Source organism: Janthinobacterium sp. P210006 (assembly GCF_036231885.1).
Lineage (GTDB): Bacteria > Pseudomonadota > Gammaproteobacteria > Burkholderiales > Burkholderiaceae_D > Janthinobacterium > Janthinobacterium violaceinigrum.
This window is the reverse complement of sequence record NZ_JAZARD010000007.1, coordinates 143,463-157,042: the sequence shown is the minus strand read 5'-3', so window position 1 is coordinate 157,042 and position 13,580 is coordinate 143,463. Positions and strand designations below refer to the sequence as shown.

Genomic DNA, 13,580 nt, shown 5'->3' with positions numbered 1-13,580 from the left:
TCCAAGCTTGAGTTGCTCGCTATCAATAATCCGCTCACAGCGGCGCTTCATTTGGAGGAGTCAAAATGAAAAAGAAACGGCCATTAACCCTGTACATCCTGATTGCCATGATCCTCGGCATTGCCGTCGGCTATGGATGCAACACCGCCTTCCCGGATGCCAAGCTCAGCGCTCAGATCGCTGGCAATATTTCCATCGTTACTGACGTCTTCCTGCGCCTGATCAAGATGATCATTGCGCTGCTGGTGTTCTCCACCCTGACGGTCGGCATCGCCCACATGGGCGACGGCAAGACGGCGGGCCGCATCGGCCTGAAAGCCATGTGCTGGTTCGTCGTCGCCTCGCTGGTGTCGCTGGCGCTGGGCATGGTGCTGTCGAACCTGATGCAGCTGGGCACCAACCTGGGCCTGCCATTGCCGGACGTACACGCGTCGACCAATTTGAAAACGGCCGCCTTCACCTTGAAAGATTTCTTCACGCACCTGGTGCCGAAATCACCGATCGAGGCCATGGCCAACAATGAAATCCTGCAAGTGCTGGTGTTCTCGATCTTCTTCGGCGGCGCACTGGCCGGCCTGGGCGAATCGGGCAAGACCCTGACGGCCGTCGTCGACCAGCTGGCACAAGTCATGCTGCGCATCACGGGCACCATCATGAACCTGGCCCCACTGGCCGTGTTTGCCGCGATGGCTTCCGTCATCACCACGCATGGCCTGGGCGTGCTGGTCACGTTTGCCAAGTTCATGGGTGGCTTCTACCTGGGCCTGATGTGCCTGTGGGCCCTGCTGATCGCCGCCGGTTTCGTCGTCATCGGCCCCCGCGTCTTCAAGCTGGTCGGCCTGATCCGCGAACCGTTCCTGCTGGCATTCTCGACGGCCAGCTCGGAAGCGGCGTATCCAAAACTGCTGACGGCGCTCGACCAGTTCGGCGTGGACCGCAAGATTTCCAGTTTTGTGCTGCCAATGGGCTACTCCTTCAACCTCGATGGCTCGATGATGTACTGCACCTTTGCCGTGCTGTTCATCGCGCAAGCCTACGGCATCGACCTGTCGATCGGCACGCAGATCACCATGCTGCTGCTGCTGATGCTGACGTCGAAAGGCATGGCCGGCGTACCGCGCGCCTCGCTGGTGGTGATTGCCGCTACATTGAACCAATTCAATATTCCAGAGGCGGGCCTGCTGCTGCTGATGGGTGTCGACCAATTCCTCGACATGGGCCGTTCGGCTACCAACGCGGTCGGCAATGCCGTCGCCACGGCAGTCGTCGCCAAGTGGGAAGGCGGCCTGGCCACCGAAGAAGAAGCAGCCGCGGCCAACGCGGCCAGCCAGAACACGGAAAGCCACTGGGGCGAAGCGGACCACGCTAGCAAGGCCTAAGGCGCCATGGCCCGCCACAAGCGGGCCATTTATTTGTTTTCATTGTTGAGTAACAAGCAGTCAGGTAGTGCGATCAGTAGTTATCCCCCTTACTAGAGAGATTCTCATGAAAAAAGTCCTGTTTACCCTGCTGGCCCTTGGCGCAGCTTCCGGCGGCGCGCTGGCCCAATCCAGCGTGACCATCTATGGCGTGGCCGATGCCGGCCTGGTGCTCGACAAGGATGCGGCAGGCGAGCGCGTCAATCGCGTCGCCTCTGGCGTGGCCTCCGGCTCGCGCATCGGCTTCAAGGGCAAGGAAGACCTCGGCGGCGGCATGTACGCCAACTTCGTGCTGGAAAGCGGTTTCAATATCGACACGGGCACCTCGGGCCAGGGCGGCTTGCTGTTCGGCCGCCAGGCGTATGTGGGCCTGTCCGGCAGCGCCGGCGCCATCACCCTGGGCCGTCAGTACTCGCCGTACTACCTGGCCCTGCGCGACGTGGCCGATCCGTTCGTCATCGGCCTGGCCGGCACGGCCTCGAACCTGATGGTGACGAATATCCGCGTCGACAACATGGTGCAATACACCACGCCGACCTATAGCCACCTGTCGGCCGACTTCGCTTATGGCTTTGGCGAAGTGGCTGATGACAATGCAAAAAACCGCAGCCTGGGCGGCGCCGTGCACTACATCGACGGCCCCCTGAACGTGACCCTGACGCACCACCGCAAGGAAAATGCGCTGGCCACCCAGCAGACGCGCAACACCCTGCTGGCCGCGCGCTACGACTTTGGTGTGCTGCAAGGCAACTTCGGCTATGCCGACAACCGCGCCCTCGACAACAGCAAGAGCAACGACTTGCTGGTCGGCCTGAGCGCCCCGTTCGGCGCCACCAAGCTGGTCGCGTCCTACATCCGCCACAACGACAAGAGCAACTTGAACCGTGACGCCCAGCAATGGGCCATCGGCGCCTTTTACTCCCTGTCCAAGCGCAGCGACCTGTACACCGGTTACGGCCACATCAGCAACAAGAACGGCGCCACCTTCGTCGTCGGCAACGCCACGGACAATGGCACCGGCAACAGCGGCTTTAACCTGGGCATGCGCCACACCTTCTGATCGCGGCTAATGACAGCGCAGGCCGCCGGATGCACATCCGGCGGCTTTTTTATTTCCGCGATTACTTAAATGCGATACTGTGGGTTCTTGCAAGTTGGCACCTGATTTTATGAATAGCAGCAGCAAACCACCTCTTTCCTGGCGCCAGCGCCTGTCGCAACGGTCGGGCCGCGAAACGCTGGCCTGGGGCGTGGTGCTGGCCGCCTGCCTGGCCACCGTCTGGCTCGTGTATTTCTGGACCGAACGCATCGCCATCGGCAAGCTGCAGGCCAGCGGCGCGCAGCGCCTCGAGGTGTACGTCAGCAGCCTGGAAAATGCGCTGGAGAAATACGACTTCCTGCCCAAGACCCTGGAGCTGAACCGCGACGTGATCCGCCTGCTGCAGCATCCGGAAGACCCGGTGCTGGTCGATACGGTCAACCATTACCTGGAGCAGATGAATGCCCAGGCGAAATCCTCGACCATCTTCATCAGCAACCTCGACGGCAACACGCGGGCCGCCAGCAACTGGCAAGGACCGGACAGTTTTATTGGCGACAATATCTCGTTCCGCCCGTATGCCCAGGACGCCCTGCGCGGCACGCCGGGCCGCTTCTATGGCGTGGGCACGACGCGGCTGGAACCCGGCTATTTCTTTGCCCATGGCATCTACCAGAATGGCCACATGCTGGGCCTGGCAACGGTGAAGGTGAACCTGGAAAACCTGGAAAAACGCTGGGTGCAGGGCGCCGACAAGGTGATGCTGGCCGATGAGCACGGCGTGATCTTCCTCAGCTCCATGCCTGACTGGAAATACCGCACCCTGGCCCCGCTGTCGCCCGCCATCGTCGAAGAACTCAACCGCACGCGCCAGTATTACTCAAAGCAGCTCGAACCGATCCCCTTCGTTTCCGACCGCCAGCTGGGCAATGGCGCGCGCGTGATCAGCGTGCGCGAGCAGGAACACCCCGATACGCCACCGAAGACCAGCTCCAGCGTGATGACGCAGATCAAGCTGAAGTCGCCGCAAGGCTGGACCTTCATTTATTTGTCCGACCTGGCGCAAGCGAAGGCCAGCGCCCGCGCGGCAGCCGCCTTCTCCTGCGTGCTGCTGGGCTTTTTCATGCTGCTGTTCTTTTACCTGCGCCAGCGCCGCGCGGCCGTGGCGCAAAAATTGCGCGCCCGCGAAGATCTGCAGCATGCGTACGACAACCTGGAAGCCATGGTCGAGGAACGCACGTCGGAACTCAATGCCATGACGCAAAGCCTGAGCCAGGAAATCGACGTGCGCAGCAAGGCCGAGCAAAAACTCCATATCACGCAAAATGAACTGTTCCAAGCGGGCAAGATGGCCGTGCTGGGGCAAATGTCGGCCAGCATCACGCATGAACTGAACCAGCCGCTGACGGCGCTGCGCACCATGTCCGACAATGCCGTCATCCTGCTGGAACGGGGACGGCTCGACGACGCGCGGCGCAACCTGGCGAAAATCTCGCAAATTGCGGCCAGGATGGGGACCATTACAGGCCAATTGAAGATTTTTGCGCGCAAATCGACGACCAGCCTGACCTCCGTGTCGATTCCCACGGCGATCAGCAACGCCCTGTTTCTGGTCGAACGGCGCCTGCAGGTTGAAAATGTGCGTTTCACCCTGCAATTGCCGCCCGAAGACATCTTCGCCATGTGCGAAAGTAACCGCCTGGAGCAGGTGCTGGTGAACCTGTACGCCAACGCGCTCGACGCCATGAACGGCAGCGACGTGCGCAGCCTGCGCGTGGCCGTCGAATGCACGCCGGAGCATGTCCTGATCCACGTGGCCGACACGGGACCGGGCCTGTCGACGGAAGTATATGAACACCTGTTCGAACCGTTCTTCACCACCAAGCCGCAAGGCCTGGGACTGGGTCTGGGACTGGCCATTTCCGAACAGATCACGCGCCAGTTCGGCGGCGTGCTGCGGGCCGAAAACGCGCCCGGCGGCGGCGCCATCTTCACCATCGAACTACAGATTGCAACGCAGGAGGAAAAACATGTTTGACGGCTTGAAGGTCTTGCTGGTCGAGGACGACCCCACCGTACGCGAAGGCAGCGAGCAGGCACTGCAGCTGGCCGGCCTGGACGTGCTGGCCTTCCACTCGGCCGAACTGGCCTATAAGCTGCTGACGCCGGATTTTCCCGGCATCGTGGTCAGCGACGTGCGCCTGCCCGGCATGAGCGGCCTGGAATTGCTGCAGGCGGTCAAGACGCTCGATGCCAACCTGCCCGTGATCCTCGTCACGGGCCACGGCGACATCACCATGGCCGTGCACGCCATGCGCACGGGTGCCTACGACTTCATCGAAAAGCCCTATTCGTCCGAGCAGCTGGTCGACGTCATTCTGCGCGCGCTGGAAACGCGGCGCCTCACCCTGGAAGTGCACAGCCTGCGCCGCCAGCTCGAGGACGGCGGCGGCATCGAAGCACGCTTGCTGGGCAATTCCGTGGCGATGCGCGACATACGGCGATTGATCCTCGACGTTGCCAACGAACCCGCCGACGTGCTGATCTATGGCGATACGGGCACGGGCAAGGAAATGGTGGCCCGCTGCCTGCACGACTTCAGCCATCGCCGCAAGCACAACTTCGTCGCCGTCAACTGCGGCGCGATTCCCGAAAGCATTTTTGAAAGCGAAGTCTTCGGCCACGAGCCGGGCGCGTTTACGGGCGCGGCCAAGCGCCAGGTGGGCAAGATCGAGCATGCGGACCAGGGCACCTTCTTTCTCGACGAGATCGAATCGCTGCCCCTGTCGCTGCAGGTGAAACTGCTGCGCGTGCTGCAGGAACGCTATATCGAACGGCTCGGTTCGAACGTGCCCACGCCCGTCGACGTGCGCGTGATCGCGGCGGCCAAGCTGGACCTGGAAGACTTGTCGCAGCAGCAGAAATTCCGCAGCGACCTGTACTACCGCCTGAATCTGATCGTGCTGCATTTGCCGCCCCTGCGCGAACGGCGCGAGGATATCCCCATCCTGTTCGAGCACTTCGTGCTGGCCGCCGCGGCCCGCTACAACCGGGCCGCGCCCGTCGTCTCCAGCGCGCAGATGCGCAACCTGATGGCCCATTCCTGGCCCGGCAACGTGCGCGAACTGCGCAATATCGCCGACCGCTTCGTGCTCGGTATCGCCGGTGGCGCGTCGAGCCTGCTGGCCGGCGGCCAGGCCAGTCCGCTGTCGCTGGCGGAACAGGTCAACGGCTTCGAACGCGCGCTGATCGAACAGGAACTGCGCGCATATTCTGGCAACGTCAGCGAAGTGAGCGCAGTGCTCGGTTTGCCGAAACAGACCTTGTATCACAAGATGCAGAAATACAACCTGGTGGCCGAAGAGTTCAGGTAATCAAGCCACGCGGCCCGTGCGCAAGGGTACGACCCAGTCGGGCCGGCCGTTCGCCAGCGCCAGCCGGGCCGCCTTTTCCCAGTCATACGCCACCGCATGCAGCTGCGCCGCCCAGGCGCCGTCCGCGCCCCGTTCCACGATGGCATAACGCGCGTGGGGCGTGCCGTTTTCCATCACGTGCGGATAAGCATGGTCGTCGTCGTACGCTTGCAAGCCCACGCTGCCCGGGTTGACGATCAGCCGCCCATCGGGCAGGCGTACCTGGCGCGGCATGTGCGTGTGGCCGCACAGGATCAGGGCCGCATCGGCCGGGCCCGCGCGTTCGGCCACCTCGATCGGCGTGGCGGCGCGGCTGCCTTGCGGCGTGACGCTGTCGAGAAAATATACGAGGTCGCTTTGCGGCGTGCCATGTACGAGCAGCACATCTTTGCTCAGACGCAAGGTGGCAGGCAGCGCCGCTATCCACGCGAGTTGTTCAGGTAACAGTTGCGCGCGCGCAAAGGCGTCCGATACGCCCATGCGGGCGGGGTCGCCGAACAATTGCCGCTCATGGTTGCCGCGGATGGTGGGCAAGTCCAGCGCCATCAGGCGCGCCGCCGTGGCGCGCGGCTGCAAATGGCCCGAGACGATATCGCCGAGGTTGACGATCATGTCCACGCCACGCAGGGCGATGTCGGCCAGCACGGCATCGAGCGCATCGAGGTTGCCGTGGATATCGGAAATGGCGGCAATTTTCATGGTGTGATTCCCTCCCGTGCGCACCATTGTGCGCGCGTCAGCCGATACAGGCAATGCGTGCGCAAACGGTGGCCCGGCGGCAGGGCCGGATGTTCGAACGTGGCCGCATCGCGATGCATGCCTAGGCGCGCCATCAGCGCGCTCGAGCGCACGTTAGGCAAGGCCGTAAACGAGACGATTTCCGGCAGGTGCAAGCGTGCAAACCCCGCCTGCAAGGCGGCCTGCGCCGCTTCCTGCGCGTAACCGTTTCCCCAGTAATCGAAGGCCAGGCGCCAGCCGATTTCCACGCACGGCGAGCACGGCAATTGCACGGTGGGAATATGCAGTCCCGTCATGCCGATGAAGGCATCGTTGTCGCGCAAGGACACGGCCCACAATCCCCAGCCCCGCTCGGCGATGAGGCTGCGGCAACGCTGCGCCATGGCGTCGCTGGCCTCGCGCGACAGGGTAGCGGGAAAGCAGGCCATCACGCGGGGATCCCCATTCAGGGCGGCAAATGGCGGCAGGTCGCTGTCGCGCCATTGGCGCAGCAGCAAGCGCGGCGTCGTCAGTTCGATGATCTGTTGCATGTTTTTCCTCTCTTGACTGGCGGTGACATTGGGTAGGACAAGTCCGACGGCCAGTTGCGTCGTGCGGCTACGTAATTCAAAAGTAACAATTGCTACCATTTCCTCATTGCATTACCGCATAAGGCCAGCCGCCCCGACGTCGCGGCCCGTTCACTTTATTTTGAGGAGTAGCCCCATGTTTGCCACGCCCGTCCCCGCCCGCCTGTCCCCACCACGCTTGCGCCATCTTGCCTTGCGCAGCGCCATGATGCTGGGCGTACTGGGCGTCGCCACGGCCGCCGCCACCGCGCGGGCGGAACCGTCGCCCACGCTGGATCGCGTCAGCATCTCGGTGGGGGCATTTTCCGCCGATCCGCGCATCAATATCGGCGCCGACACGCAGTTTGGCCGCATCGATGCGCCCGAATCCAAGCAGAGCCACACCACCATTCCCCGCGTCAAAGCGGACTTGCTGATCGGCGACCGCCACGGCCTGGCATTCGACTACTACCGCTACGACAAATCCTACACGCCAAGCCTGACTGGTGAAACCATCATCAATGGCCAGCCCGTCACGGGCACGGCCACGGCAAATGCCGACCTGAAGCTGGACTTGGCCAAGCTCGCCTATAAATGGTGGTTGGGCAGCGGCAACGACACCTTCGGCATCGGCCTGGGCGCCGCCTACTACCATGCCAACCTGAACGGCACGGCCACGGGCATCGTCAATGGCGAAACGGCCACGGCGCGCGATTCCATCGGCGAGCACGCGTTTGCGCCGCTGCTGGAAGTGGGCTGGCGCCACGCGTTCACACCGGACTTGCGCATGTATGCGGAAGCGTCGGGCATCAAGAAAAACGGCGGGCGCATCAACGGCCACATCTACGGCGGCAATGTCGGCGTGGAATGGTTTCCGTTCAAGAACATCGGTTTCGTGGCCGACTATGGCATCTCGAAAATCAAGCTGCACCGCGACAGCGAACGCGATGCCGACCTGAACATCCGCCTGACGGGCCCCTCCGCCTACGTCAAGGTCCGCTTTTAAGACAGTTCAGGCCGCCGGTTTCAGCACCGTCAGCTGAAACTGCGGCAAGGCCGGATCCTCGTACGCCTCGACACTGGCAAACGGCAGGCGCGCAAACGCCTGCTGCCAGAACGCGCAGGCCGCCGCATCGTCGCGGAATGTCGCCACCAGCCACGCCTGCGCGCTGCCCAGCAGCACGCGCCGCACCACTTCCAGCGCCAGCCCCCGGCGCCGGTATTTGCGCAAAATAAAAAAGTCGCTGAACTCCTGGACGGCAAGCGTGCCCGCCATGGCCGGCTCCGTGAGATAAAAACCTGCCAGCGCGCCATCGACCTCGATCCAGTGCGCCGTGTGGCCCGGCGCATGCACATACTCGGCCAGCCCCCCGTCGCACACGTCATAGCGGCCGTCGGCCAGCACGTCTTCGCCGCTCCAGGCGCTATTGTCGTAACAGTACAGCTGGAACAGCTGCGCCAACGCGCCTGCTTCGCCGGGCGCAACGGCGCGTAATGTCATGTGCTGCGCTATCGGCATGGTCCCGTCTTTCCGCCGCCTGGCGTCGCTGAAAAAGGCGAGTGTAGCACCACGTCATTCATCCCTCCCTCCTGCATTTCAGCCCTGTCATTCCACTGTTGGTCGCAAAAATATTAATTTCCTTCCAATTGGCTATATATTATTGTTTTTAAGTAACATCCGCCATCGCGGCTGAAAAAACAAGGGTGATCCCCTTCCACAGACCGGCAGACATGCATCTGCCGGCTTTCATACCCAAGCTCTGGAGAGTGCTGCACATGCTATCGATCAAACAGCTGAACAAAACGTATGCCAATGGCGTCAAGGCCATCAACAATGTCAGCCTGGAAATTCCCAACGGAATGTTCGGCTTGCTGGGGCCGAATGGTGCGGGCAAGTCCTCGCTGATGCGCACCATCGCCACCTTGCAGGATCCCGATAGCGGCAGCATCCATTTCGATGGTCTCGATGTGCTGCAGGACAAGGCCAGCCTGCGCCGCCAGCTCGGCTATTTGCCGCAGGATTTCGGCGTGTACCCGAAAGTGAGCGCGGAAACCCTGCTCAACCACTTTGCCGTCCTGAAGGGCTTGACGGAGAAGGGCCCGCGCAAGGAAGCCGTGGAAGCCTTGCTGCAGCAAACCAATCTGTGGGAAGCGCGCAAACGCAACCTGGGCACGTATTCGGGCGGCATGCGCCAGCGCTTCGGCATCGCCCAGGCCCTGCTGGGCGCGCCGCGCCTGGTGATCGTCGATGAACCGACGGCCGGCCTGGACCCCGACGAACGCAACCGCTTCCTCAACCTGCTGGCGAAGATCGGCGAGCAGGTGGTGGTGATCCTGTCGACGCACATCGTCGACGACGTGACGGACCTGTGCCCGCGCATGGCCATGATCGTCAAGGGACAGGTGCTGGTACAGGGCGAACCGCAAGCGGCCATCGACACCCTGCACAACAAAGTCTGGCGCCGCAGCGTCAGCATGGACGAACTGGTGCACTACCAGCAATCGCACAATGTGCTGTCGACGCGCCTGGTGGGCGGCAAGCCGCAGATCAATGTGTATGCCGACAGCCAGCCTGACAGCGGCTTCGTGCAGATTGCCCCGGACCTGGAAGACGTGTACTTCCTGCACGTGCGCAACGCTGCCCGCGGCGGCGCCGCAGCATCCGCCGCCGCGCCAGCCGCCGTCGCAGCGTAAGGGGCCGCCATGTGGAAGGAATTTTTCAAGTTTGACCTCGGCTACCAGCTGAAACAGCCGCTGCTGTGGATATTTGCCGTCATCCTGGCCTTGCTGGCGTTTGGCGCCAGCAGCAGCGATTCGATCCAGGTGGGCGGTGCCATCGGCAACATCAACCGCAATGCGCCCACCGTGGTGGCGCAGCTGCTGACAATGTTCAGCCTGCTGTCGATGCTGCTCATCACCATCTTCATCGCCGGCGCCGTGCTGCGCGACAGCGAAGTGGGCATGGCCGACATGCTGTTCGCCACGCCCATGCGCAAATGGGATTACCTGTTCGGGCGCTTCGCCGCCGGCTTCGTCGCCTGTCTGGTGATCTTTGCCGCCATCGCCCTGGCCATCATGCTCGGCCCCCTCATGCCCTGGGTCGACCCGCAGCGCGTGGGCGCATTCTCGCTGCATGCGTATGCGTGGAGCTTCGGCGTGATGGTGATCCCGAACCTGCTCTTCATTGGCGCCCTGCTGATGCTGCTGGCGGCCACCACGCGCTCAATGTTGCTCGTCTACGTGGGGGTGCTGGGCTTTTTCGTGCTGTGGGGCATGGCTGGCGCCTTTACGCGCGACATCAATAACGAATGGATCGCCGTCCTGCTCGACCCGTTCGGCATGCGCGCCCTTGGCCGCATGACGCGCTACTTCACGTCCGCCGAAGCGAATGCGGGCCTGCCGCCTCTGTCCGGCTTCCTGCTGGCCAACCGCTTGCTGTGGCTGGGCATCACGGTGGTGCTGTTCGCCGCCACCGTGATCCTGTTCAAGCCGCAGCGCACGGGGACGGGAAAACGCCTGTTCGGCAAGCACAAGGCAGAGACCATCGCGCCCGCCGTGGCCGCGCCGCTGCACCTGCCGCGCAGCATGCCCGCTTTTACCCCGGCAACTGCCTGGCGCCAGTGGTGGCAAATCCTGCGCTTCGATGCGGCCGGCGTCTTCAAGAGCGTGCCCTTCCTCGTCATGCTGCTGTTCGCCGTGATCAACCTGATCACCAGCGCCAATGTCGGCAAGAACATGTATGGTACGGCCGTGTATCCGATGACGCATTTGCTGTTACAGCAGATCAACAACAGCTTCAGTTTCATGCTCATCATCATCGTCACGTTTTATGCGGGCGAACTGATCTTCAAGGAACGCCAGGCCAGGATCGCCGATGTCAGCGATGCCATGCCCGTGCCCGACTGGGTTCCCCTGCTGGCCAAGTGCACGGCCCTGATCGGCGTCATCGCCGGCTATCTGCTGGTGGGCATCGTCGCGGCCATCGGCTTCCAGCTCGTCAAGGGCGGCGCGCCCGTGGAACTGGGGCTGTACCTGAAAGGCACCCTGCTGGGTTCCCTCTTCTTCGTGCTGATGGCCTTGTGCGCGCTCACCCTGCAAGTGCTGTCCAACAGCAAATTCATCGGCTACCTGCTGGTGATCCTGCTGATGGTGGCGCAAATGGTATTGGGCATGCTGCACTTCGAGCACAATCTGTACGCCTTCGGCGGCACGCCCGCCATCAAGTATTCAGACATGAATGGCTATGGCCACTTCCTGACCGGCTGGGCCTGGTTCGCGCTGTACTGGAGCCTGTTCACCGTGGCCCTCGTCATGCTGGCGCAGGCGTTCTGGGTGCGCGGCCTGTCCGCCGACTGGCGTGCGCGCCTGCGTCTGGCAGGACAGCGCCTGCGCGGCCGTGCGGGTGCCGCGCTGGCCCTGGTCCTGCTGTGCTGGGCAGGCACGGGCGGCTGGATCTTCTACAACACGAACGTGCTGAACCAGTACGAAACGGCGAACATCAGCATGGACAAGCAGGCGCGCTACGAAAAGTTGTACAAGCAGTACCAGCACTTGCCGCAATTAAAAATCACGGACGTCCAGGCCGATGTGGATATTTATCCAGAGCAACGCAAAGTCTTGATCAAGGGTCACTACGTGCTGCAAAACAAGACGCAGCAGCCGCTTGATACCCTGCGCATCCAGCGCAACCCGGACCTGGAAACACGCTGGTTGAACTTGCCCGAGCACAAGGTGACGCTGGACGACAAGGAACTGGGCTTCAGCATCCTCAAGCTGGCGCAAGCGCTGGCGCCCGGTGCCACCCTGCCGCTCGATTTCACGGTGGCCGTCACGCATCAGGGCTTTACCAACAGCGGCACGCCGGACCAGGTCAACCTGAACGGCAGCTTCTTCAACAACCAGGCCTTTTTCCCCCACTTCGGCTATGCGAAGCAAATGGAGTTACTGGACCGCAATGAGCGCCGCAAGCGGGGCCTGGGCGAGCCGCAGCGCATGGCCAAGCTGGAAGACCGCTCCGCGTATGACAACACAGTGCTGGGCGGCGATGCCGACTGGATCCATTTCGACACCACCGTGTCCACCAGCGGCGAGCAGATCGCCCTGGCGCCCGGCTATCTGCAGAGCAGCTGGGAAAAGGATGGCCGCCGCTACTACCGCTACAAGATGGACCAGCCGATGCTGCCGTTTTTTGCATATCTGTCGGCGCGCTGGGAAGTCAAGAAAGGCGAGTGGCACGGCTTGCCGATCGAAGTTTATTTCGACAAAAAGCATGGCTACAACACGGACCGCATGATCACTTCCGTGCAAAAGTCGCTCGACTACTACAGCACCGAGTTCACGCCCTACCAGCACAAGCAGGTGCGCATCCTGGAGTTTCCCGGCTACCAGAGCTTCGCGCAGTCGTTTGCGAATACGATTCCGTATTCGGAAGGCATCGGCTTCATCGCCGACCTGCGCAATAAGGATGACATCGATTATGTGTTTTACGTCACGGCGCATGAAATGGCGCACCAGTGGTGGGGCCACCAGGTCATCGGCGCCAATGTGCAGGGTGCCACCATGCTGATGGAATCGCTGGCGCAATATTCGGCCTTGATGGTGATGGAAAAGGAATACGGCCGCGACAAGATGCGCCGCTTCCTGCGCTATGAACTGGACCGCTACCTGAGCGGACGCGGCGGCGAAGCCATCGAGGAATTGCCGCTGGCGCGCGTGGAAGGACAGCAATACATCCACTACAACAAGGGCAGCCTCGTGTTCTACCGCCTGCGCGACGAGATCGGCGAGCAAGCGCTGAACCGTGCCCTGAAACGCTATCTGCAGGACAAGGGCTACCAGCAGGCGCCGTTTACCACCTCGCAGGAACTGCTGGCCTACATCCGCACCGAAACGCCGCAGGACAAGCAGGCGCTGATCACGGATCTGTTCGAGAAGATCGTCTTCTACGACAACCGCGTGACGCAGGCGACGGCCGTGCAGCGCAAGGATGGGCAATGGGATGTCACCATGCAACTGCACCTGGCCAAGCTGGAATCCGACGGCAAAGGCAAGGAAAGCCCGCGCGCCTATGACGAGCCGGTAGAAATCGCCATCTTCGCGCGCGCGCCGGGCGCCAAGGAGAAAGACGAAAAAGTCCTGTTCACGGACAAGCGCGTATTGTCCGGCAACGACCCGGTGGTGACGATGACGGTGAAGGAAAAACCGTTCGAAGTGGGCGTCGATCCCTACAACAAGATGATCGACCGCGTCCCGCGCGACAACCGCAAGGAAATCACGTTCAATTAAGCCTTGAGTTAACGCAAACAGGCCGCGCATTCCAGGAGTGCGCGGCCTTTTTTTTGCGTGTTGAAGCGTGGGCAATACTGGGCCTGCGCACGCTGCCGTACAGGCCCATGGCAGCAGCTGGCGTAAGATGGATGACAGC

The 13,580-nt window shown here is 62.1% G+C and carries 10 protein-coding genes; 7 read left to right on the top strand and 3 right to left on the bottom strand.

The window, feature by feature from the left end; all coding sequences use genetic code 11:
• The first annotated feature begins 65 nt into the window (after positions 1–65).
• The 4 genes from VPH41_RS27335 to VPH41_RS27320 all read left to right on the top strand — a co-directional run bounded on the left by VPH41_RS27335 (position 66) and on the right by VPH41_RS27320 (position 5,831).
• A complete protein-coding gene (locus VPH41_RS27335) occupies positions 66–1,379 on the top strand; it encodes a dicarboxylate/amino acid:cation symporter (RefSeq protein WP_152282281.1) in 1,314 nt (437 codons plus the stop codon).
• A 106-nt stretch (positions 1,380–1,485) separates the two neighbouring features.
• On the top strand, positions 1,486–2,478 hold the full coding sequence (locus VPH41_RS27330; RefSeq protein WP_152282280.1) for a porin: 993 nt from the start codon (positions 1,486–1,488) through the stop codon (positions 2,476–2,478).
• A 109-nt stretch (positions 2,479–2,587) separates the two neighbouring features.
• Positions 2,588–4,495 carry a sensor histidine kinase gene (locus VPH41_RS27325; RefSeq protein WP_152255939.1) on the top strand — a complete coding sequence of 636 codons (1,908 nt, stop codon included), beginning with the start codon at positions 2,588–2,590 and terminating at the stop codon, positions 4,493–4,495.
• Positions 4,488–5,831, top strand: a complete 1,344-nt coding sequence (locus tag VPH41_RS27320) for a sigma-54-dependent transcriptional regulator (RefSeq protein WP_152282278.1) — start codon at positions 4,488–4,490, stop codon at positions 5,829–5,831. The genes VPH41_RS27325 and VPH41_RS27320 overlap by 8 nt, the downstream gene beginning before the upstream one ends.
• Here VPH41_RS27320 and VPH41_RS27315 read toward each other — a convergent pair whose 3' ends face one another.
• Positions 5,832–6,569: a metallophosphoesterase family protein gene (locus tag VPH41_RS27315; protein WP_328572134.1), complete on the bottom strand. Its 738-nt coding sequence runs from the start codon at positions 6,567–6,569 to the stop codon at positions 5,832–5,834.
• A complete protein-coding gene (locus tag VPH41_RS27310; protein ID WP_328572133.1) occupies positions 6,566–7,138 on the bottom strand; it encodes a GNAT family N-acetyltransferase in 573 nt (190 codons plus the stop codon). The genes VPH41_RS27315 and VPH41_RS27310 overlap by 4 nt, the downstream gene beginning before the upstream one ends.
• 175 nt (positions 7,139–7,313) lie before the next feature.
• Here VPH41_RS27310 and VPH41_RS27305 point away from each other — a divergent pair, with 175 nt between their 5' ends.
• The gene (locus VPH41_RS27305; protein ID WP_152282274.1) at positions 7,314–8,162 is read left to right on the top strand and encodes a hypothetical protein; all 849 of its coding nucleotides are present in this window, start codon (positions 7,314–7,316) and stop codon (positions 8,160–8,162) included.
• A gap of 6 nt (positions 8,163–8,168) precedes the next feature.
• On the opposite strand, the gene VPH41_RS27300 is transcribed toward VPH41_RS27305, so the two are convergent.
• Positions 8,169–8,657: a GNAT family N-acetyltransferase gene (locus VPH41_RS27300; RefSeq protein ID WP_328572132.1), complete on the bottom strand. Its 489-nt coding sequence runs from the start codon at positions 8,655–8,657 to the stop codon at positions 8,169–8,171.
• Positions 8,658–8,932: 275 nt separating this feature from the next.
• Between VPH41_RS27300 and VPH41_RS27295 the strand changes: the two genes are divergently transcribed.
• Both VPH41_RS27295 and VPH41_RS27290 read left to right on the top strand, forming a co-directional pair.
• Positions 8,933–9,850: an ABC transporter ATP-binding protein gene (locus VPH41_RS27295; RefSeq protein WP_328572131.1), complete on the top strand. Its 918-nt coding sequence runs from the start codon at positions 8,933–8,935 to the stop codon at positions 9,848–9,850.
• Between the two features lie 9 nt (positions 9,851–9,859).
• Positions 9,860–13,441 carry an ABC transporter permease/M1 family aminopeptidase gene (locus VPH41_RS27290; RefSeq protein ID WP_328572130.1) on the top strand — a complete coding sequence of 1,194 codons (3,582 nt, stop codon included), beginning with the start codon at positions 9,860–9,862 and terminating at the stop codon, positions 13,439–13,441.
• Positions 13,442–13,580 lie beyond the last annotated feature (139 nt).

Excerpts from the sequence above, each read along its gene's own strand:
- VPH41_RS27335 (WP_152282281.1), top strand. The coding sequence starts at position 66 with ATGAAAAAGAAACGGCCATTAACCCTGTACATCCTGATTGCCATGATC.
- VPH41_RS27330 (WP_152282280.1), top strand. The coding sequence starts at position 1,486 with ATGAAAAAAGTCCTGTTTACCCTGCTGGCCCTTGGCGCAGCTTCCGGC.
- VPH41_RS27325 (WP_152255939.1), top strand. The coding sequence starts at position 2,588 with ATGAATAGCAGCAGCAAACCACCTCTTTCCTGGCGCCAGCGCCTGTCG.
- VPH41_RS27320 (WP_152282278.1), top strand. The coding sequence starts at position 4,488 with ATGTTTGACGGCTTGAAGGTCTTGCTGGTCGAGGACGACCCCACCGTA.
- VPH41_RS27315 (WP_328572134.1), bottom strand. The coding sequence starts at position 6,569 with ATGAAAATTGCCGCCATTTCCGATATCCACGGCAACCTCGATGCGCTC.
- VPH41_RS27310 (WP_328572133.1), bottom strand. The coding sequence starts at position 7,138 with ATGCAACAGATCATCGAACTGACGACGCCGCGCTTGCTGCTGCGCCAA.
- VPH41_RS27305 (WP_152282274.1), top strand. The coding sequence starts at position 7,314 with ATGTTTGCCACGCCCGTCCCCGCCCGCCTGTCCCCACCACGCTTGCGC.
- VPH41_RS27300 (WP_328572132.1), bottom strand. The coding sequence starts at position 8,657 with ATGACATTACGCGCCGTTGCGCCCGGCGAAGCAGGCGCGTTGGCGCAG.
- VPH41_RS27295 (WP_328572131.1), top strand. The coding sequence starts at position 8,933 with ATGCTATCGATCAAACAGCTGAACAAAACGTATGCCAATGGCGTCAAG.
- VPH41_RS27290 (WP_328572130.1), top strand. The coding sequence starts at position 9,860 with ATGTGGAAGGAATTTTTCAAGTTTGACCTCGGCTACCAGCTGAAACAG.